The organism is Bacillus sp. PS108 (assembly GCF_037963335.1).
Lineage (GTDB): Bacteria > Bacillota > Bacilli > Bacillales > Bacillaceae > Bacillus > Bacillus subtilis.
Map to the genome: position 1 here is coordinate 682,101 of NZ_CP150155.1, position 21,401 is coordinate 703,501.

General features: G+C 46.0%; 17 protein-coding genes and 1 pseudogene. 12 read left to right on the forward strand and 6 right to left on the reverse strand.

All coding sequences use genetic code 11. The features are described 5' to 3' along the window. Nucleotides 1-20: 20 nt before the first annotated feature. On the reverse strand, nucleotides 21-443 hold the full coding sequence (locus tag NSQ16_RS03525; RefSeq protein ID WP_069322430.1) for an Lrp/AsnC family transcriptional regulator: 423 nt from the start codon (nucleotides 441-443) through the stop codon (nucleotides 21-23). Between the two features lie 143 nt (nucleotides 444-586). Between NSQ16_RS03525 and NSQ16_RS03530 the strand changes: the two genes are divergently transcribed. Continuing rightward, entirely contained in the window at nucleotides 587-1,861 is a 1,275-nt protein-coding gene (locus tag NSQ16_RS03530; protein ID WP_230488044.1) for an amino acid permease, read from the forward strand. 14 nt (nucleotides 1,862-1,875) lie between these two features. Here NSQ16_RS03530 and NSQ16_RS03535 read toward each other — a convergent pair whose 3' ends face one another. Next, entirely contained in the window at nucleotides 1,876-2,103 is a 228-nt protein-coding gene (locus tag NSQ16_RS03535; protein WP_003233931.1) for a DUF2892 domain-containing protein, read from the reverse strand. 128 nt (nucleotides 2,104-2,231) lie between these two features. Here NSQ16_RS03535 and NSQ16_RS03540 point away from each other — a divergent pair, with 128 nt between their 5' ends. Genes NSQ16_RS03540 through NSQ16_RS03550 form a run of 3 tightly spaced genes read left to right on the forward strand, consistent with a single transcriptional unit; the run spans nucleotide 2,232 to nucleotide 5,313 of the window. Next, nucleotides 2,232-3,974: an adenine deaminase gene (locus NSQ16_RS03540; protein ID WP_230488045.1), complete on the forward strand. Its 1,743-nt coding sequence runs from the start codon at nucleotides 2,232-2,234 to the stop codon at nucleotides 3,972-3,974. Between the two features lie 26 nt (nucleotides 3,975-4,000). After that, nucleotides 4,001-4,996, forward strand: a complete 996-nt coding sequence (locus NSQ16_RS03545) for a DUF3048 domain-containing protein (RefSeq protein ID WP_003233927.1) — start codon at nucleotides 4,001-4,003, stop codon at nucleotides 4,994-4,996. A 2-nt stretch (nucleotides 4,997-4,998) separates the two neighbouring features. After that, nucleotides 4,999-5,313, forward strand: coding sequence for a YerC/YecD family TrpR-related protein (locus NSQ16_RS03550; protein ID WP_003219429.1), 315 nt, complete (start codon nucleotides 4,999-5,001; stop codon nucleotides 5,311-5,313). A 34-nt stretch (nucleotides 5,314-5,347) separates the two neighbouring features. Here the strand turns inward: NSQ16_RS03550 and NSQ16_RS03555 are convergent, their stop codons facing one another. Further along, nucleotides 5,348-6,925, reverse strand: a complete 1,578-nt coding sequence (locus NSQ16_RS03555) for an FMN-binding glutamate synthase family protein (protein ID WP_003233925.1) — start codon at nucleotides 6,923-6,925, stop codon at nucleotides 5,348-5,350. Between the two features lie 263 nt (nucleotides 6,926-7,188). Here NSQ16_RS03555 and NSQ16_RS03560 point away from each other — a divergent pair, with 263 nt between their 5' ends. The 5 genes from NSQ16_RS03560 (at nucleotide 7,189) to NSQ16_RS03580 (ending at nucleotide 14,564) form a co-directional block, all read left to right on the forward strand. Beyond that, on the forward strand, nucleotides 7,189-7,875 hold the full coding sequence (locus NSQ16_RS03560) for a heptaprenylglyceryl phosphate synthase (protein WP_029726604.1): 687 nt from the start codon (nucleotides 7,189-7,191) through the stop codon (nucleotides 7,873-7,875). 61 nt (nucleotides 7,876-7,936) lie between these two features. Next, nucleotides 7,937-10,156, forward strand: a complete 2,220-nt coding sequence (pcrA, locus tag NSQ16_RS03565) for a DNA helicase PcrA (protein ID WP_015383008.1) — start codon at nucleotides 7,937-7,939, stop codon at nucleotides 10,154-10,156. Between the two features lie 23 nt (nucleotides 10,157-10,179). Beyond that, nucleotides 10,180-12,186 (forward strand): NAD-dependent DNA ligase LigA, encoded by a 2,007-nt coding sequence (gene ligA / locus NSQ16_RS03570; protein WP_029726605.1) that lies wholly within the window; start codon nucleotides 10,180-10,182, stop codon nucleotides 12,184-12,186. 15 nt (nucleotides 12,187-12,201) lie between these two features. Further along, entirely contained in the window at nucleotides 12,202-13,392 is a 1,191-nt protein-coding gene (locus tag NSQ16_RS03575) for a CamS family sex pheromone protein (protein ID WP_003242795.1), read from the forward strand. 161 nt (nucleotides 13,393-13,553) lie between these two features. Continuing rightward, the gene (locus tag NSQ16_RS03580; RefSeq protein WP_003233909.1) at nucleotides 13,554-14,564 is read left to right on the forward strand and encodes a phosphotransferase enzyme family protein; all 1,011 of its coding nucleotides are present in this window, start codon (nucleotides 13,554-13,556) and stop codon (nucleotides 14,562-14,564) included. A 37-nt stretch (nucleotides 14,565-14,601) separates the two neighbouring features. Here the strand turns inward: NSQ16_RS03580 and NSQ16_RS03585 are convergent, their stop codons facing one another. Next, entirely contained in the window at nucleotides 14,602-15,300 is a 699-nt protein-coding gene (locus NSQ16_RS03585; protein WP_010886431.1) for an MgtC/SapB family protein, read from the reverse strand. 105 nt (nucleotides 15,301-15,405) lie between these two features. Continuing rightward, nucleotides 15,406-16,884: a proline transporter OpuE gene (gene opuE / locus NSQ16_RS03590; RefSeq protein WP_003233905.1), complete on the reverse strand. Its 1,479-nt coding sequence runs from the start codon at nucleotides 16,882-16,884 to the stop codon at nucleotides 15,406-15,408. A gap of 413 nt (nucleotides 16,885-17,297) precedes the next feature. Between opuE and gatC the strand changes: the two genes are divergently transcribed. From gatC to gatB, 3 genes are read left to right on the forward strand one after another with little or no spacing between them, the layout of a single operon-like run. Further along, entirely contained in the window at nucleotides 17,298-17,588 is a 291-nt protein-coding gene (gene gatC / locus NSQ16_RS03595; RefSeq protein WP_003219442.1) for an Asp-tRNA(Asn)/Glu-tRNA(Gln) amidotransferase subunit GatC, read from the forward strand. 15 nt (nucleotides 17,589-17,603) lie between these two features. Beyond that, nucleotides 17,604-19,061 carry an Asp-tRNA(Asn)/Glu-tRNA(Gln) amidotransferase subunit GatA gene (gatA, locus tag NSQ16_RS03600; protein WP_003233901.1) on the forward strand — a complete coding sequence of 486 codons (1,458 nt, stop codon included), beginning with the start codon at nucleotides 17,604-17,606 and terminating at the stop codon, nucleotides 19,059-19,061. A gap of 13 nt (nucleotides 19,062-19,074) precedes the next feature. Beyond that, entirely contained in the window at nucleotides 19,075-20,505 is a 1,431-nt protein-coding gene (gene gatB, locus NSQ16_RS03605; RefSeq protein ID WP_003219444.1) for an Asp-tRNA(Asn)/Glu-tRNA(Gln) amidotransferase subunit GatB, read from the forward strand. A gap of 14 nt (nucleotides 20,506-20,519) precedes the next feature. Here gatB and NSQ16_RS03610 read toward each other — a convergent pair. Continuing rightward, nucleotides 20,520-21,390, reverse strand: a pseudogene (locus NSQ16_RS03610) (TetR/AcrR family transcriptional regulator). Nucleotides 21,391-21,401: the final 11 nt, after the last annotated feature.

A 21,401-nucleotide genomic window follows, 5' to 3' on the forward strand; every position in this document is an offset into this window, starting at 1 on the left:
TGAAGCTGCGGGTTTTTTTATTATGTAAAAGCGGGGTGGTGAGCGGAAGAAGAAAGGACAACGAGCGTGGTTGGTTTTCCATGGGCCATCGAGGCGTCAATAAAATCCTCAAGCGTATGTACCGATTCAGTCACGACCTTTGTCACATAGCTGTACATACCCGTGATGCGGTGGTTTTCTGCTACATCAGGATGCGATGTTGCAAAGGCGGCGTAGTGCTTACAGCTTTTTGGCTCCATGAGAATAAAAGCGGTGACATGCTTGTTTAGTTTTTCATAACAGATATTCGCGCTGTACCCGGTAATCACTCCTTTGTCTTCAAGCTTCCTGACACGCTCCGCCGCGCTTGGCGAACTGAGTCCGACAAGCTTTCCCAGCTCAACCATCGTTAATCTGCCATTTCGCTGCAAATGCGAGAGAATCTGAAGGTCTGTATCGTCCATTTGTCTGGCTCCTTTACATATTTAGGCGAATGAATGAAAATTCCTTTGATCGTAAGGCAATGCTGTTGACTTACCTTCATTGTAGCATATGGATGCCGTCTTATTTTTTCTATAATAAAGCCATCAATCAGAGAGGAGGCATCATGTTGCCAGAATTACAGCGCTCTATTACTTGGGTACAAGGGACGGCGTTAACGATTGGGGCGGTTTTAGGATGCGGGATATTAATCCTGCCGTCTGTCACCGCGGACACGGCCGGCCCCGCTTCTTTATTTGTTTGGGTGTTCATGTCCTTCTTATCCTTTTTTCTTGTCGGCACGCTGGCCCGGCTTGTGAAAATAGCGCCCAGTGCGGGAGGAATCACGGCTTATGTGCAGCTGGCCTTTCAGAAAAAAGCCGGGGCTATTTTGGGCTGGATCATGTTAGGGTCCGTTCCGATCGGCGTTCCCATCATCGCTTTGACTGGCGCGCATTACGTCAGTTACATCACAGAGGCTTCCGATTGGCAGATTACTTTGATTGCGGGCTGCATGCTGATTGTCTCAATTTTGCTTCATATGAGAGGCATTCAACTATCAGCAAACATCAGTACAATCGTTATTTGTGTCATCGTATTTCTGCTTGTCACTTCTATTGCTGTGTCATTGCCACACGTCACGATAGCAGAATTCAAGCCGTTTCTTCCGCATGGCTGGTCTGCCGCGGGATCTGTTTCAGTTATGATTTTTTTCTCTTTTGTAGGCTGGGAAATGATTACCCCGTTGGCTGAGGAATTTCATCGCCCTGAAAAAGATGTCCCGCTCAGCTTGTTTTTGGCAGCGTCTTGTGTGGCAGGGCTGTATATCTTGCTGTCATTTGTGACGGTGGGAACTCATTCATACGGAGAGAATGGAGAAATTGCCTCGCTTGCCATGCTCATCTCAAAAGGAGCAGGGGAAAGCGGTGTATATGTTACGGTATGTTTAGCGCTGTTTATTACATTCGCCACCATCCATGCCAATATTGCTGGTTTTTCAAGAATGGTGTACGCATTGGCGAGAGAGGGGCACATTCCTGTATATTTTGGAAAACTCAGTGCGACAAAACGTACGCCTATTCGCGTTTTGACAGCGATGGCCGCAGTGTTTGGCTTAGTGCTTGCGGCGCATGGCCTGTTTCAAATCGATTTGACGACTCTGTTGAAAGGGCCGAGCGCGGCTTTTATCGCATCTTACATATGTACAATGGCGGCAGCACTGAAACTCCTGAGATGGAGAGATTCAGGCTGGTGGATGGCGCTCGGGGCATTTGTGGCGTGCGCAGTGATTTACTCATTCAGCGGCTGGGCGCTTCTTTATCCGGCAGTGCTGGCAGCTGCAGGATATTTCTATATGAAAACAAAGGGTGGGCATAAAAAAAAGCTTGATCACGTTTTGTGATCAAGCTTTTCCGTTTATCCGTTTTGATGCTCGTTATTTCCAGAATCACTGTGTTGAAACATGTAGGTCACAGGACAGAAGCGCAAGATTCCCGAACCCGCTTTCATGGCCCCCATAAAGATGTAAAAGAGATGCATTCTGCACCAAGGTTTTTTCGTAAACTTTGCACTGGCGGCTGACATAATCGTCAATCCGCAGGCGATTCTGAACACGGCATTGATGAGACTGATGTTTGGCTTCAAGGAAATCCGCTCCTTTTACTTAAAAAAGTTTTTTTACCGAACCTTCAAAAATTTGTAACGTTTTTATCGTGCGTGATGAGGAAGGATGTGATACCATGAGTCTAATACATGTAAAGGAGAGTATGTGAATGTCCGAACGCACCTTTAACTGGAAAAACAAAGACATCAGGGCACAGGTTGATGTTGTAGACTCAAAGCTGCTTCCAACGCTCCTTTTACGGAATGCTCTCGTCTTAAATCCATATGTAAAACAATGGCTGAAAAAAAACATTTGGATTTATCAGGACCGCATTGTTTATGTGGGTCATGAACTTCCGAATAGAGCCGAAGAAATTCATACGATTGATTGTGAAGGAAAATACATTGTGCCAGGTTATATTGAACCGCACGCACATCCTTTTCAAATATATAATCCCCAAACACTGGCGGAATATGTGTCTCAATACGGAACAACGACATTCGTGAATGATAACTTATTTTTGCTTTTGCAAAGCGGAAAAAAGAAAGCGCTTACGATTTTGAATGAACTCAAAAAGCAGCCTGTCCAGTATTTTTGGTGGTCACGCTATGACCTCCAGACCGAGGTTCTGAACGAGGACCACGTCCTTCCATTTGACGTCAGAAAACAGTGGATTGAACATCCGGATGTGATTCAAGGCGGAGAAATGACCGGATGGCCTCGCCTGGTAGATGGTGATGATTTAATGCTCCACTGTATGCAAGCTACAAAGAAACAGAGAAAACGTATTGAAGGGCATTTTCCCGGCGCTTCTGATAAAACGCTTACAAAAATGAAGCTGTTCGGTGCGGATTGTGATCATGAAGCGATGACAGGTGATGAAGTGATGAGAAGGCTGGAACTGGGCTATTATGTTTCCCTTCGGAACTCTTCCATTCGCCCCGATGTAAGAAAAATCTTGCAAGAGCTGCATGAGAAGGGCTTCCGCTATTATGACCACTTCTTTTACACGACAGATGGCGCAACCCCGAATTTCTATAAAGGCGGCATGACAAACGAGCTGATTCGCATTGCGTTAGAAGAAGGCGTACCTGCAATCGACGCCTACAATATGGCATCATTTAATATCGCAAAGTATTACCAAATGGATGATTATTTAGGAGTTGTCGGACCGGGCAGACTGGCATCGCTAAACATACTGGAAGATCCGTTAAATCCGAATCCAGTGACTGTTCTGTCAAAAGGGACCATTCTGCGTGAAAACGGCTGTGATTTGAAGGCGTTTACAAAGACGGACTGGCACAAAGGCGGTCTTGTCCCGCTTGAGCTTTCATATGATATGACGATGGATGACTTGCAGTTTTCTATGCCGATGGGCGTGAAAATGCGGAATGCGGTTATTATGGAGCCATATATGATTGAGATCGACAATTCGATGGAACAGCTCTCGTTTGACCATGATGAAAGTTATTTGACGATGCTCGACAGACACGGGAAATGGCGCGTCAATACGATGATAAAAGGGTTTGCCTCAAGCGTGCAGGGATTTGTAAGCTCCTTTACGACGACGGGCGACATTGTCGCGATTGGAAAAAATAAAGCGGATATGCTGCTCGCTTTCGCCCGCATGAAAGAAATCGGAGGAGGAATTGTTTTAGCGGAGAACGGAAACATTCTGCATGAAATCCCGCTTGCGCTGTGCGGCTGCGCCTCTTCGGAAGCGTATGAAGACGTGCTTGAGAAGGAACAAAAGCTGAGAGATCTTTTGACTGAAAGAGGCTATGAGTTTTGCGATCCTATCTATACGCTGCACTTTTTGCAAAGTACGCACCTTCCGTATATACGCATTACGCCAAGAGGAATATTCGACGTCATGAAAAAAACTGTACTCTTTCCATCGATAATGCGTTAAAATATAAAAGAGCAGGGAGCCGACATATGAAAAAATGGATGACAGTTTGCGCGCTGTGTTTCGTGTTTTTTCTGCTGGTATCCTGCCAGCAGAAGGATGCTGTCCCGGATACTGCAAAGAAGCTGAAAGCTCCTTTAACGGGGCTAAAGACTGAACAGAAAGTGACTGAACGCCGCCCTGTTGCTGTTGTGGTGAACAATCACCCGAAGGCGAGGCCGCAGTCGGGTCTGTCTAAAGCCGACATTGTCATAGAAGCGCTAGCCGAAGGGCAAATCACAAGATTTCTGGCCATTTTCCAAAGCCAGATGCCTGAAACTGTCGGACCTGTGCGGAGCGCGCGGGAATATTTCGTCACTCTCAGCAATGGCTTTGACAGCATATTTGTCCATCACGGCTGGAGTCCCGGCGCCAAAAAGCAGCTGGAATCCGGAGCTGCCGATTATATGAACGGATTGGATTTTGACGGAAGCTTATTTTGGAGAGCTGATTTCAGCAAACCGCCCCACAATTCCTATACGTCTTATGATTACATAAAAAAGGCGGCAGAACAAAAGGGTTATAAGCTGAAGCAGGAAACAAATCCGCTGCTGTTTCAAACATCAGATGCAAAACCTGCAAATGAATCTTACAATGTTCGGGTAGATTATGGAACAAATAACGTTACAAATCTTGTCGAATACAACTATGATAAAAAAGCTGAATTTTATACAAGAAGCTCTGATGGTGTCATAACGACAGACCGGGAAACCGGAAAGCCGGTTGCAATGCAAAATATTTTCATTGTTGAAGCCAGCCATCATATTATTGATCAAGATGGAAGGCGGGACATCGACTTGGAATCAGGAGGAAAAGGTCTGTTGTTTCAGCACGGAAACGTCATTGAAACAGACTGGAAACAAGTGAATGGCAGAATTGTGCCGGTAAAAGACGGCAAGTGGCTTCCGTTTGTGCCAGGAAAGACTTGGATCAATATCGTACCTGATCTTGATGCGGCTTCCATTAGTAAAGGAGAAGGTGTGTAACGATGCAAATCGATAAATTACGCGGCAAAGAGCTGGACCAGTTATTTAACTCGATCTTATCGCTGAAAGACCTGGAGGAATGTTACCGATTCTTCGATGATCTATGCACAATTAACGAAATTCAATCGCTGGCTCAGCGCCTTGAAGTGGCGCGCATGCTTCGCGAAGGAAACACGTATCATAAGATTGAAACAGAAACAGGCGCTTCCACGGCTACGATTTCCCGTGTGAAACGCTGCTTAAATTACGGAAATGACGCTTATGAAATGGCGCTTGACCGTGTGAAGGAGACGGAAACAGAGTCTTCTTCCAAATAAAAAACCGCCCTGCCGTCTGGCAAGGGCGGTTTCTTTATGAAACAAATTGATGGATCAGGTTGTCGATATTGATGATACTGCCATCCTCTTTCCGATAGACAACATGCTCCTTGGAAAAATGAATCGGCGAATTAATCCCTGCTGCGGCTGCAAGGTTAAATAGTCCCTCGCGCAATGAAATAACGTAGTTGCAGACACGATGCTGTTTTTCCTCAACGCTCAGTGCTTTTTGCAATTTCGGATCTGTCGTCGCCACACCTGCCGGACAGGTGTTGGTGTGGCAGACGAGAGCGCGGATGCAGCCAACGGAAAACATCATGCCGCGTGCGATGTTAACAAAGTCAGCGCCGAGGGCTAAGGCGACCGCGATTTTATCAGGAGTCAGGAGCTTTCCGGAAGCAAAGATTTTCAGCTGGCTGCGCAAGCCGTACTGTTTAAGAAGCGTGTCCACAATAGGCAGCGCTGTCATAATCGGAAGGCCGACTGTATCCGCGAGCTCGTAAAAGGAAGCTCCGGTACCGCCTTCACTTCCGTCGATCGTGATAAAATCCGGATGCTTTCCGCTTTTCTGCATATGAGAGAAAAGCTCATGCAATTCTTCAGGATGCCCTGCGACCAGTTTGATGCCGACTGGCTTTTGTCCGACATCTCTAAGTTTTTCAATAAAGTCGAGCATTTCAGGAGGGTTTGAGAATTCATAAAAGCGGTTCGGGCTGTCAATCGACTTTCCAGGTTCGACATTCCGAATGTCTGCCACTTCCTCTGATACTTTGGCGCCGTCCACATGGCCGCCGCGGGTTTTCGCTCCTTGTGCCAGCTTTAGCTCAAACGCTTTAATCTGGTCAATCCTGCTTTTTCTTTTAAATTCCTCCCACGAAAATTCCCCGTTTCTTTTGCGCACGCCGAATAGGCCCGGTCCGATTTGGCAAATGATATCGGCGCCGCCCTTTAAGTGATATTCAGACAATCCCCCTTCACCTGTATTCATCCAGGTGCCGCCTGCCAGATGGAGCCCTTTTGAGAGCGCCGTAACAGCCCGTTCTCCAAGAGAACCGTAGCTCATGGCAGACTGGCCGACTAAGCCCTTCACATAAAATGGCTTCTCGCATGTATGCTCGCCAATCACCTGTACATCATCAGGATGGAGAAAATACGGGTCTGCCTTGATATGTTCGGCATGCTCCTTGCGTTTGAACAGATTGTCAGCATCCATTTTATAGATTTGGGTTTCAATTTTTGGCGTTTGATTTACGTGCATTTCTTCCCTTTGTTTTGGAAACATAGCGTTACGGATATAATAGCCAGGTTTATCAAAATCTCTTACAGATCCAAAGCCCATCATTCTGCTTTTGTATTTGCCGGAGATGACGGTTTGCTCATATTCCTTTCGTGAAAAAGGCTGCTCCTCATTGTCATTGCTGTATAAATACTGTCTGAGCTCCGGCCCGATTTTTTCAAGGATATACCGAAACCTTCCGATGACGGGATAGTTGCGAAGAATTGAGTGCTCCTGCTGTTTTTCATCCTTTATGTAGATCCAGGCAAACAAGACGATCGGGATAGCGATGATCCCTATGATAAATGCGATGAGTGCTATTATGATGGTTTCCATCTCTCAGCCTCCCTTTTTATGTAACCATTTCCACAGTTGAACACTTTCCAAACAATAGCAGAAGGAATCTGGTGAAAAATGTGTGCTTCTGCCGATACAGGACTCACCATGCAGGTCTGCCTCCTGCTCTCTTTTTTTATGAAAAAAGAATCAAAACACCTTTTTCAGTGAATAACGAGATTAACGGCTTTTTCCGTTTTTCCGCGCTATGTGAATTTGTTATAATGTTTAAATGGTAACAAACGAATGGAGGAACGTATGACGTGTACGATGTAACGGAGTGGAAGCATGTCTTTAAACTCGATCCAAATAAAGATTTGCCTGACGAACAGCTGGAGATTCTTTGCGAATCAGGAACGGATGCGGTCATTATCGGAGGCAGTGATGGTGTGACAGAGGATAATGTCCTGCGGATGATGTCTAAGGTAAGACGGTTTTTGGTGCCGTGTGTCCTAGAGGTATCAGCGATTGAAGCGATCGTTCCCGGCTTTGACTTATATTTTATTCCGAGTGTATTAAACAGCAAAAACGCGGATTGGATTGTCGGAATGCACCAGAAAGCCATGAAGGAATACGGAGAACTGATGTCTATGGAAGAAATCGTGGCGGAGGGCTACTGCATCGCAAATCCAGATTGCAAAGCCGCGGCACTGACTGAAGCGGACGCCGATCTGAATATGGATGATATTGTCGCCTATGCGCGTGTGTCGGAGCTGCTGCAACTGCCGATTTTTTATTTAGAATACAGCGGCGTGCTTGGAGACATAGAAGCTGTCAAGAAAACGAAGGCTGTATTGGAAACGTCCACCTTGTTTTACGGCGGCGGCATCAAGGATGCGGAAATGGCCAAACAGTATGCAGAGCATGCGGACGTGATCGTTGTAGGCAATGCGGTGTATGAAGATTTTGACAGGGCTTTGAAAACAGTAGCGGCTGTGAAAGGCGAGTAGTAAATTGTACGGATTTGGTTTATGATAGAACATATGTTTTGTATAGGCGGGTGAACAAATTTTGAATTATATTAGCAATCAATTACTAAGCGGTTTAAACCCCGTTCAGCAGGAAGCAGTCAAAACAACGGACGGGCCCCTTTTGCTGATGGCGGGAGCGGGAAGCGGAAAGACGCGTGTCCTGACACACAGAATTGCTTATTTAATGGCAGAGAAGCATGTGGCGCCGTGGAACATTCTGGCGATCACATTTACAAATAAAGCGGCACGCGAAATGAAAGAACGTGTGGAAAGCATCCTTGGACCCGGCGCGGACGATATCTGGATTTCCACATTCCACAGCATGTGCGTGCGGATCTTGCGCAGAGATATCGACCGGATTGGGATCAACCGAAATTTCTCCATCCTTGATACGGCTGACCAGCTTTCAGTGATCAAGGGGATTTTGAAGGAGCGCAATCTTGATCCGAAGAAGTTTGACCCGAGAAGCATCCTCGGTACGATCAGCAGTGCGAAAAACGAATTGACCGAACCGGAGGAATTCTCTAAAGTTGCTGGCGGCTACTACGATCAGGTGGTCAGCGATGTATATGCTGATTATCAGAAGAAGCTATTGAAAAACCAGTCGCTCGATTTTGACGATTTGATTATGACGACGATTAAACTGTTTGACCGAGTGCCTGAAGTGCTTGAATTTTATCAGCGCAAATTCCAGTACATCCATGTTGATGAGTATCAGGATACGAACAGGGCGCAATACATGCTCGTTAAGCAGCTTGCCGAGCGTTTCCAGAACCTTTGCGTTGTGGGGGATTCTGATCAGTCAATCTACAGATGGCGCGGCGCGGATATCACCAACATCCTTTCATTTGAAAAAGATTATCCGAATGCAAGCGTGATTTTGCTAGAACAAAACTATCGTTCAACGAAACGGATTTTGCGCGCGGCAAACGAGGTCATTAAAAACAACTCTAACCGCAAACCGAAAAATTTGTGGACGGAAAACGACGAGGGCATCAAAATTTCCTATTATCGCGGTGATAATGAATTCGGTGAAGGACAATTTGTGGCCGGTAAAATTCATCAGCTTCACAGCTCAGGCAAGCGGAAGCTGTCGGATATCGCCATTTTATACCGGACAAACGCGCAGTCCCGTGTGATTGAGGAAACGCTTCTCAAAGCGGGTTTGAACTATAACATTGTCGGCGGCACAAAGTTCTATGACAGAAAAGAAATTAAAGACATTCTTGCGTACCTGCGCCTCGTATCCAATCCGGATGACGATATCAGTTTCACGCGCATTGTCAATGTGCCGAAGCGCGGAGTCGGCGCGACATCACTTGAAAAAATCGCTTCGTATGCGGCCATAAACGGCTTGTCCTTTTTCCAAGCGATTCAGCAGGTTGATTTTATCGGCGTCAGTGCCAAAGCGGCAAACGCGCTTGACAGCTTTAGACAGATGATTGAAAACCTGACCAATATGCAGGATTACTTATCCATTACAGAGCTGACAGAAGAAATTCTTGATAAGACGGAATACAGAGAAATGCTGAAGGCCGAGAAATCGATCGAAGCCCAAAGCCGTTTAGAAAACATCGACGAGTTCCTGTCTGTTACGAAAAACTTTGAACAGAAAAGTGAAGACAAGACACTCGTTGCGTTCCTGACAGACTTGGCGTTAATCGCAGATATTGATCAGCTCGACCAGAAGGAGGAAGAGTCAGGCGGCAAGGATGCAATCACGCTGATGACACTGCACGCCGCGAAAGGACTGGAGTTCCCGGTTGTTTTCTTGATGGGGCTTGAAGAAGGCGTCTTCCCGCATAGCCGTTCACTCATGGAGGAAGCGGAAATGGAAGAAGAACGCCGCCTTGCGTACGTTGGGATTACAAGGGCTGAACAGGAGCTTTATCTGACCAATGCTAAAATGCGCACCTTGTTTGGCCGGACAAATATGAACCCGGAATCTCGCTTCATTGCTGAAATACCGGATGATTTATTGGAAAACCTAAATGAGAAAAAAGAAACGAGAGCGACGTCTGCGAGAAAAATGCAGCCGAGACGCGGCCCTGTTTCACGCCCGGTATCCTACGCCAGCAAAACAGGCGGCGACACCTTGAACTGGGCAGTCGGAGATAAGGCGGGCCATAAAAAATGGGGAACAGGAACTGTCGTCAGCGTGAAAGGCGAAGGAGAAGGGACGGAGCTCGATATTGCCTTCCCGAGCCCTGTCGGCGTGAAACGCCTGTTAGCAGCATTTGCTCCTATTGAAAAGCAGTAATTGAAGAGGAAAGGAAGAAGCAGATGGACAAAGAAACAGCGAAGCAGCGGGCAGAAGAACTGCGCCGCACCATCAACAAGTATAGCTATGAATATTACACCTTAGATGAACCGAGCGTCCCAGATGCCGAATACGACAGATTGATGCAGGAGCTGATTGCGATTGAGGAGGAGCACCCAGACCTCAGAACGCCTGACTCTCCTACGCAGCGCGTCGGCGGAGCTGTGCTTGAAGCGTTTCAGAAAGTCACCCACGGCACACCGATGCTCAGTCTGGGCAACGCCTTTAATGCTGATGATCTTCGTGATTTCGACCGCCGTGTGCGCCAAGCCGTCGGTGACGATGTGGCGTATAATGTGGAGCTGAAAATAGACGGTCTTGCTGTTTCTCTCCGTTATGAAGACGGCTATTTTGTCAGAGGGGCCACAAGAGGTGACGGAACGACGGGAGAGGATATTACGGAGAATCTGAAGACGATCCGCAATATCCCGCTTAAAATGAACCGTGAGCTGTCGATCGAAGTGCGCGGCGAGGCGTATATGCCGAAGCGTTCGTTTGAAGCACTCAATGAGGAACGGATTAAAAATGAGGAAGAACCGTTCGCCAATCCGCGAAATGCCGCGGCGGGATCTCTCAGACAGCTCGATCCGAAAATTGCAGCGAAACGAAACCTCGATATCTTCGTCTACAGTATAGCGGAGCTTGACGAGATGGGTGTAGAGACGCAAAGCCAAGGGCTTGATTTTCTCGACGAACTCGGATTTAAAACGAATCAGGAACGAAAAAAATGCGGCAGCATAGAAGAAGTCATTACGCTGATCGATGAGCTTCAGGCGAAGCGCGCGGACCTGCCGTACGAAATAGACGGCATTGTCATTAAAGTCGATTCTCTCGATCAACAGGAGGAGCTCGGTTTTACGGCGAAAAGCCCGCGCTGGGCCATCGCGTATAAGTTTCCTGCTGAAGAGGTCGTGACGAAGCTTCTCGATATCGAATTAAATGTCGGCAGAACGGGTGTGATTACGCCGACTGCGATTCTTGAGCCGGTAAAAGTTGCCGGCACAACGGTCTCAAGAGCATCCCTTCATAACGAAGATTTAATTAAAGAGAAGGACATTCGGATTTTGGATAAGGTTGTCGTCAAAAAAGCGGGCGATATCATCCCGGAAGTTGTGAATGTCCTCGTTGACCAGCGCACAGGAGAAGAAAAGGAATTCAGCATGCCGACGGAATGTCCTGAATGCGGCAGTGAACTCGTCCGGATCGAAGGAGAAGTGGCGCTTCGCTGCATTAACCCTGAATGTCCGGCGCAAATCCGGGAAGGGCTTATCCATTTCGTTTCCCGGAATGCCATGAACATTGATGGGCTCGGCGAACGAGTGATCACACAGCTGTTTGAGGAAAACCTTGTCCGCAATGTGGCAGATTTATATAAGCTGACGAAGGAACGAGTCATCCAGCTCGAGCGCATGGGCGAAAAGTCCACTGAAAACCTGATCAGCTCCATCCAAAAATCAAAAGAAAATTCGTTAGAGCGCCTGCTGTTTGGGCTTGGCATCCGTTTTATCGGATCAAAGGCCGCAAAGACGCTTGCCATGCATTTTGAAAGCTTGGAGAACCTGAAAAAAGCCTCTAAAGAGGAACTTCTCGCGGTAGATGAAATCGGTGAAAAAATGGCTGATGCTGTGATCACCTATTTTCATAAAGAAGAAATGCTTGAACTCTTGAATGAACTTCAGGAGCTGGGCGTAAACACGCTCTACAAAGGCCCGAAAAAAGTAAAAGCAGAGGACAGCGACTCTTACTTTGCTGGTAAAACAATTGTTCTGACAGGAAAGCTGGAAGAGCTGTCAAGAAACGAAGCCAAAGCGCAAATCGAAGCGCTGGGCGGAAAGCTGACTGGAAGCGTCAGCAAAAACACAGACTTAGTCATCGCCGGAGAAGCGGCGGGAAGCAAGCTGACAAAAGCACAAGAGCTGAACATTGAAGTGTGGAATGAAGAACAGTTAATGGGAGAGCTAAAGAAATAAGAGGAGTGTTTTCTATTGAAAAAGACGTTGGCATTGGCGGCAACGGCGGCAGTATTAATGCTGTCTGCCTGCTCGTCAGGTTTCGGGGGGGAGAAGGAGGAAGAGATTACGCAAAAGACGGCGAAATCGTCAGAAAAAGCGATTGTCCCGAAATATAATATCTCTGACTCCTATTACAAAATGGTGCTGCCGTTTAAGGCAGGCAAAGCGCGCGGCTTAACAACGGAACAGCTGAATACAAGGCTGGACATTGACGAATTTGAAACAGGGCTGATGCGCCTTGCCCAAGATTCTTTCTCAACTGACGATTATCTGTTCCAAGAAGGACAATATTTAGATGAGGATACAGTATTAAGCTGGCTGGCACGGAAAAAAACGGGCTCTGATTTGAAAAAAGCCGAAAAAGAAGATAAGAACTTCAAAAATGAAGGCTTGAACCCGGCGCTCCCGAGTTCTGGTTCAACAGAAGAAAAGAACGAAAGCAGCCCGATTTATTTAGCATCCATGCTTGAGCACGATTATTTAGTCAGAAAAGACAAGAATTCTATCCAGCTTGGCGGCGTCATGATCGGACTGGCGTTAAACTCCGTGTATTACTATCGTGAAAAAACTGGCGACCCGCAAAAAGAAGTGGAGATTAAGGACAGCACGCTCCGCCAGCAGGGAGAAAAAATTGCACAGGAGGTTATTAACCGCCTCCGTAAAAAAGATAACTTGAAGAATGTGCCGATTACTGTCGCACTCTACAAGCAGGCGTCAAAAACATCGATTGTGCCGGGGAACTTCATCGCCAAAACAGAGGTCAAAGCAGGCTCTACTGATATCTCAAATTGGGATGATATTAATGAAAAATATGTATTCTATCCGGCAGATACAACCACAGCAGAAAAATACCCGGATGACACCGAGGTCTTTAAGCGGTTCAAAAACTCAATTGAAGAATATTTCCCGAACTATACAGGCGTTGTCGGTACAGCGCTGTATGAAAATGATGAAATGAAGAAAATGAAGATTGACATACCAATGCAATTCTACGGAAAAAGTGAAGTTGTCGCGTTTACCCAGTTCTTAACGGGTGAAGTGATGGACTACTACTCTAAGAGCTCAGTTGATGTCGAAGTCAATATCACGTCCTCAGACGGACAGGAAGCGGTCATTATCCGCAATGCCGGAGATAAAGAGCCGACTGTTCACATTTATGACTGATAGAAAACCCTTGTGCCATATTGGCACAAGGGTTTTTATGTTACAATTAACAGGAAAAGGGAAATTGTTTCCGCTTCTGCCGAAACACAAATCAAGGGGAGGTATGTTGATGCTGGAAATCGTGTGAAAACAATCATTATCAAATCTATAGCAATGAAAGGATGTTAGACGTGCATAAAGATATCAAAAAAATATTTCATGAAGAGCAGGTTTTGGCAGAAGCTGCAGCGAGATACGGTTTCTCAAAAGATCAGGTGCGTTTTCTGGCTGATGCGGAAAACTATGTATATGAATGTATGAAAGACAATCAACCTTATATTTTAAAGATTACCCATACGATTCGGAGATCTTCTGATTATATAATGGGAGAGATGGAATGGCTCCGTCACCTTGCAATAGGGGGAATTTCAGTAGCCAAACCGCTCCCGTCGCTGAACGGAAAAGACGTAGAAGCAGTGCCGGACGGAAACGGCGGGTCATTTTTATTGAGAGTGTATGAGAAAGCTCCGGGGCAAAAAGTGGATGAATCGGACTGGAATGAAACGCTATTTTATGAGCTTGGCAGATACACAGGCAGCATGCACAGCCTGACAAAAAGCTACAAATTGAGCAATCCCGCTTTCAAAAGACAGGAATGGGATGAAGAGGAGCAATTAAAGCTGAGAAAATATGTGCCTGAAGATCAGATAAAGGTGTTTCAGCAAGCCGATTCTTTGATGAATGAACTGCGGAGGCTCCCGAAAAGCCAGGACAGCTACGGCTTGGTGCATGCGGATCTGCACCATGGCAATTTTAACTGGGATCATGGCAAAATCACGGCATTTGATTTTGATGATATCGGCTACAACTGGTTTGTTAACGATATTAGCATTCTTCTCTACAATGTCCTGTGGTATCCTGTTGTGCCATATGATGATAAAGCTGCGTTTACAGAAGAATTTATGACGCATTTTATGAAAGGGTACTGGGAGGAAAATGAGCTTGACCCTGCATGGCTGATGATAATACCTGATTTCCTCCGCCTTCGCCATATGCTGATTTACGGATTGCTGCATCAGATGTTTGACCTTAACACAATAGGAGAAGAAGAAAAAGAAATGCTGGCCGGTTTCAGAAGAGATATAGAGAATGGCACGCCGATTACAGCATTTGATTTTTCAGCACTGGTGTAGATAGAAAAAGCCAATGGGATTCCAGTCCCATTGGCTTTTATAATGTATCACACTTCACGCCGACTACGCCTTCAATGGCTTTAATGTCATAGTAGACATCGGTCGTGTATCTGTTTTTATGGACGCGGACCTTCACTTCCATAATTGGAAAATCCTTTTCGCCCAGGTCGTCGATCCGAACGGAGTGTGCTTTGATATCTCTTCTTTTCATTTCTTTTAAAATCTCTGTCATTTTGTCTTTATCAGAAAGCGACATTCTGATGCGGATGTCTTTTTCCTGCAGGCGGTCGGGGCCTATTTTTCTGACCACCCATGGGAGAAATTCCACGCTGATCAGGATGAACAGAAGACTGGCAAACGCTTCTTTATAAAAACCGGCTCCCGTAGCAAGCCCGAGCCCCGCTGCCCCCCAGATCATGGCCGATGTCGTCAGGCCGGAAATGACATCATTGCTTTTTCGCAGGATGACACCGGCTCCGATAAACCCGACGCCGGAGATGATTTGTGCCGGCAGACGAAGCGGATCCATCATGATGCGGTAGTATTTAGGGAAATGATATGCCGCATTAATACTGACGATCGTCAGCATGCATGAGCTGACTGCGATGACAATACAGGTTTTTAATCCGAGCGGCTTATTTTTTAATTCGCGTTCAAGCCCGATGACCATGCCAATCAATGTGGCAATGCCCAATTTCAATAAAATATCAGGATCAATATACCAGCTCAACAGCAACTTCCCCCTTCTCTATGGTGTTTTTAAATAAATATGATTTTCTCACAGTATTTATAGCAAAACAAGAGCACAAAAGCCACCAAGCTGCGCTTGATGGCTTATTGCTTACTTTTTGCGTTTTAACAGCTTTTCCATGACACCGAATAATCGGTAAGAGGCTTTTGCAGGACGTTTTGTGATCATGCTGACAATGATGCCGGCAATCATACTGAGAATAAACCCAGGGATGATTTCGTACACACCGGTTGATTTTGCCAGGCCGGTTGTAATCCAGATCAACACGGTCGCAGCCCCGACAATCATGGCAGCAAGCGCGCCCCATTCGTTCATTCGCTTCCAATATAGACTGAGCAGAATCGCAGGTCCGAAAGCTGAACCGAAGCCGGCCCAAGCGTATCCGACCAAATCAAGAATGGTGCTGTTCGGGTTCAATGACAAGAGTACCGCGATAACGGCAATGACTAAGACGGACAATCGCCCGATCATGACCAATTCTTTATCAGAAGCTTTTCGTCTGAAAAATGACCGGTATAAATCCTCTGTTACAGCACTTGCTGTAACCAAGAGCTGTGAGGAAATCGAACTCATGATGGCAGCCAAAATAGCTGACAATAAGAACCCTGTAATTAATGGGTGGAACAAGATTTTAGAGAAGATAATGAAGATCATCTCCGGATCTTTTACAGCAACTCCGAATTTATGGGCGTATGCAACACCGATTAAACCCGTCAGCACGGAACCTAGAACTGTAATGATCATCCAGCTCATGCCGATTCGGCGTGCAGGCTTCAAATCTTTAATGTTTTTAATCGCCATAAATCGGACGATGATATGAGGCTGGCCGTAGTAGCCCAAGCCCCAGGCTAAATAGGAAATAATGCTAATGACGCTCGCGCCTTTAAAAATATCCAATAAGTGTGGGTTAACAGCGCCGATTTCATGGAGAGTCGGAGCAACGCCGCCCACATGGGTAAAAGCAACGATCGGCACAAGCACTAGTGCTGCAAACATGATCGCACCCTGCACGAAGTCAGTCAGACTGACAGCAAGGAAACCGCCAAACAGTGTGTATAACACGACAACTGCGGTGGTCAGAAACAGGCCTAATTTGTAATCCGCACCAAAAGCAGATTCAAACAGCCGTCCGCCAGATACCATACCGGAAGAGGTATACAATGTGAAAAAGATCATGATGATCAATGCAGATACGATTTTCAGCAGTGATGAAGAATGCTGGAATCGTTTATCAAAGAAATCAGGAATCGTAATCGCATCATCCGCCGCTTCCGTATAAGCACGCAGCCTTGGAGCCAGCAGCAAGTAATTTGAGTACGCCCCGATTGTAAGACCTAAAGCAAGCCATAAGGTGGACAGCCCTGTCGCAAACATCGCGCCGGGAACACCCATCAGCATCCATCCGCTCATATCGGCCGCACCGGCAGACAAAGCAGTAACGAATGGTCCGAGGCCTCTTCCTCCAAGCATGTAATCATTGATGTCAGTGGTTTTCTTGAATGCATACCAGCCGATTAACAGCATGGCAATAAAGTAAATTCCTAAAGATATAATAATTTCAATACTCACGTTTTACCCTCTCTTCATTTCTAATAATGTTGCATCACCTCTCAAATTGATGGTGCCAGTTAAGCAGCCTGGCGTAAGTGCAAAACAAAAGAAATTCCTTTGCGGGTGCACTTGGTAACTTAACCTAACAAAGTATTCCCGGCCATTCAAGCGATGAAACCTTGATCATGAGCGGGGAAAACCGTTGCAAACCTAGAAGGGAATAAAGAATAAAACGCTTTCAAGAAATAATTAAAGTAAAAATATTCAGAAAAATATTTCGTTTCTCCTTCTCCTCATTTTAGTATAAAATATATAGGGTATTGTTTCGAAAACACAGGCCTGTCTCAAGGCGTTTTGTTGCTTTAAAGGGCTTGTTTTTGATATGATCAGTATTATATGACTTAACGGAGAAATATGTGGAGGTGGATCATATGTCACGAATTTCAATAGAAGAAGTAAAGCACGTTGCGCACCTTGCAAGACTTGCAATTACTGAAGAAGAAGCAAAAATGTTCACTGAACAGCTCGACAGTATCATTTCATTTGCCGAGGAGCTTAATGAGGTTAACACAGACAATGTGGAGCCTACAACTCACGTGCTGAAAATGAAAAATGTCATGAGAGAAGATGAAGCGGGTAAAGGTCTTCCGGTTGAGGATGTCATGAAAAATGCGCCTGACCATAAAGACGGCTATATTCGTGTGCCATCAATTCTGGACTAAAGGAGGGACACAAGAATGTCATTATTTGATCATAAAATCACAGAATTAAAACAGCTCATACATAAAAAAGAGATTAAGATTTCTGATCTGGTTGACGAATCTTATAAACGCATCCAAGCGGTTGATGATAAGGTACAAGCCTTTTTGGCATTAGATGAAGAAAGAGCGCGCGCATACGCGAAGGAGCTTGATGAGGCGGTTGACGGGCGTTCTGAGCACGGTCTTCTTTTCGGTATGCCGATCGGCGTAAAAGATAATATCGTAACAAAAGGGCTGCGCACAACATGCTCCAGCAAAATTCTCGAAAACTTTGATCCGATCTATGACGCTACTGTCGTTCAGCGCCTTCAAGACGCTGAAGCGGTCACAATCGGAAAACTGAACATGGACGAATTCGCCATGGGATCATCTACCGAAAACTCAGCTTACAAGCTGACGAAAAACCCTTGGAACTTAGAAACAGTTCCCGGCGGTTCAAGCGGCGGATCTGCGGCTGCGGTTGCTGCGGGAGAAGTTCCGTTTTCTCTTGGATCTGACACAGGCGGCTCCATCCGTCAGCCGGCATCTTTCTGCGGCGTTGTCGGATTAAAACCTACATACGGACGTGTATCTCGTTACGGTCTGGTCGCATTTGCGTCTTCATTAGACCAAATCGGGCCGATTACACGTACGGTTGAGGATAACGCGTTTTTACTTCAAGCGATTTCCGGCGTAGACAAAATGGACTCCACGAGTGCAAATGTGGACGTGCCTGATTTTCTTTCTTCATTAACTGGCGACATCAAAGGACTGAAAATCGCCGTTCCGAAAGAATACCTTGGTGAAGGTGTCGGCAAAGAAGCGAGAGAATCTGTCCTGGCAGCGCTGAAAGTCCTTGAAGGTCTCGGCGCTACATGGGAAGAAGTGTCTCTTCCGCACAGTAAATACGCGCTTGCGACATATTACCTGCTGTCATCTTCTGAAGCGTCAGCGAACCTTGCACGCTTTGACGGCATCCGTTACGGCTACCGCACAGACAACGCGGATAACCTGATCGACCTTTACAAGCAAACGCGCGCTGAAGGTTTCGGAAATGAAGTCAAACGCCGCATCATGCTCGGAACGTTTGCTTTAAGCTCAGGCTACTACGATGCGTACTACAAAAAAGCGCAAAAAGTGCGTACGTTGATTAAGAAGGATTTCGAGGACGTATTTGAAAAATATGATGTTATTGTTGGACCGACTACACCGACACCTGCGTTTAAAATCGGTGAAAACACGAAGGATCCGCTCACAATGTACGCAAACGATATCTTAACGATTCCGGTCAACCTTGCCGGCGTACCGGGAATCAGCGTGCCATGCGGATTAGCAGACGGACTTCCGCTCGGCCTGCAAATCATCGGAAAACACTTTGATGAAAGCACTGTATACCGCGTTGCTCATGCATTTGAACAAGCGACAGACCATCATAAAGCAAAACCTGAACTGTAAGGGGTGAAAAGAATTGAACTTTGAAACGGTAATCGGACTTGAAGTCCACGTTGAGTTAAAAACAAAATCAAAAATTTTCTCAAGCTCTCCAACGCCATTCGGCGCGGAGGCGAATACGCAGACAAGCGTTATTGACCTCGGATATCCGGGCGTCCTGCCTGTTCTGAACAAAGAAGCCGTTGAATTCGCAATGAAAGCCGCTATGGCGCTCAACTGTGAGATCGCAACGGATACGAAGTTTGACCGCAAAAACTATTTCTATCCTGACAACCCGAAAGCGTATCAGATTTCTCAATTTGATAAGCCAATCGGCGAAAACGGCTGGATCGAAATTGAAGTCGGCGGAAAAACAAAACGCATCGGCATCACGCGCCTTCACCTTGAAGAAGATGCCGGAAAACTGACACACACAGGCGACGGCTATTCTCTTGTTGACTTCAACCGCCAAGGAACGCCGCTTGTTGAGATCGTATCAGAGCCGGATATCCGCACGCCGGAAGAAGCGTACGCGTATCTTGAAAAGCTGAAATCCATCATCCAGTATACAGGCGTTTCTGACTGTAAAATGGAAGAAGGCTCACTTCGCTGTGACGCCAATATCTCTCTTCGTCCGATCGGCCAAGAGGAATTCGGCACAAAAACAGAATTAAAAAACTTGAACTCCTTTGCGTTTGTTCAAAAAGGCCTTGAGCATGAAGAAAAACGCCAGGAGCAGGTTCTTCTTTCCGGCGGCGTCATCCAGCAAGAAACTCGCCGTTATGATGAAGCAACGAAGAAAACCATTCTTATGCGTGTCAAAGAGGGATCTGACGACTACCGTTACTTCCCAGAGCCGGATCTAGTCGAGCTCTACATTGATGATGAATGGAAGGAACGCGTAAAAGCAAGCATTCCTGAGCTTCCGGATGAGCGCCGCAAGCGTTATATCGAAGAGCTTGGCTTGCCTGCATATGACGCGATGGTTCTGACGCTGACAAAAGAAATGGCTGATTTCTTCGAAGAAACCGTTCAAAAAGGCGCTGAAGCCAAACAAGCGTCTAACTGGCTGATGGGTGAAGTGTCAGCTTACCTAAACGCTGAGCAAAAAGAGCTTGCCGATGTTGCCCTGACACCTGAAGGCCTTGCCGGCATGATCAAATTGATTGAAAAAGGAACCATTTCTTCTAAGATCGCGAAGAAAGTGTTTAAAGAATTGATTGAAAAAGGCGGCGACGCTGAGAAGATTGTGAAAGAGAAAGGCCTTGTTCAGATTTCTGACGAAGGCGTGCTTCTGAAGCTTGTCACTGAGGCGCTTGACAACAATCCTCAATCAATCGAAGACTTTAAAAACGGAAAAGACCGCGCGATCGGCTTCCTAGTCGGACAGATTATGAAAGCGTCCAAAGGACAAGCCAACCCGCCGATGGTCAACAAAATTCTGCTTGAAGAAATTAAAAAACGCTAATAAAAAAGCAGCCCTTAGAGGCTGCTTTTTTTATGGTCAAATTGAGATAAAGACAGAGATGAGGGCCCGAAGCCTTTCAACTTCTTTGTCGTTGGTTCCGGTCAAATTGGACAGCATGCCTTTAATAATCGGCTTGCGCGGTTTATCCTGAGTCAATTCTTCCTCGATAACATCAAGTGACACGGTGATATCCTCGGGCAGCGTGCTGTTTTCTTTCACTTTCTGAATGTCCTCAAGCAGCTGGTCTTTTCCCGCAGGCATCGGGTTGAAAATGTCTTTTGATACAATCGGATTGAGTGCAGAACGGCTCAGCCCCTGTACAAGATCATTCAGTCTCTCAATAATAAAGGCTGAGATTTCTTCTGCATCGATATTAAGCTCACCGTTAAATACCATCACGTTCATATAGGAATGCACAATGCCTCTTGCCATGATGGACAGATCTGCGACATACCGCTCGATTCCTTCGCCATAGGATACCAGCAAGGCGTTCCGGTACAGCTTATCCGTCTCCATGGTTACTTTGTAAAAGTATTGCTTGATTTCTTGATTTTCCGGAATGATATTTTCGGTAAGCAAAAGAACGATAAAATCTTTATGATCGCGAAAATCCTCAAATTGAGCGCCAATTTGCTTTTTTAACACTTCCTTAGGGGGCTTTCCGGCGAGATCTTCTTCTATATTTTTCATTTTGTTCATAGACATACCGATATAATATTCACAGGCAGATAACAGCAGCGCTTCTTTCGATTTGAAGTGCAAATAAAAAGCGCCCTTCGAAATGCCGCATTCACTGGCGATTTCTTGGATCGTCGTAGCTGCGAATCCTTTTTTCGCAAATAAACGAATGCTGGTTTTTATGATTCTCTCTTTTTTTTCATTCATGACGTGCTTCC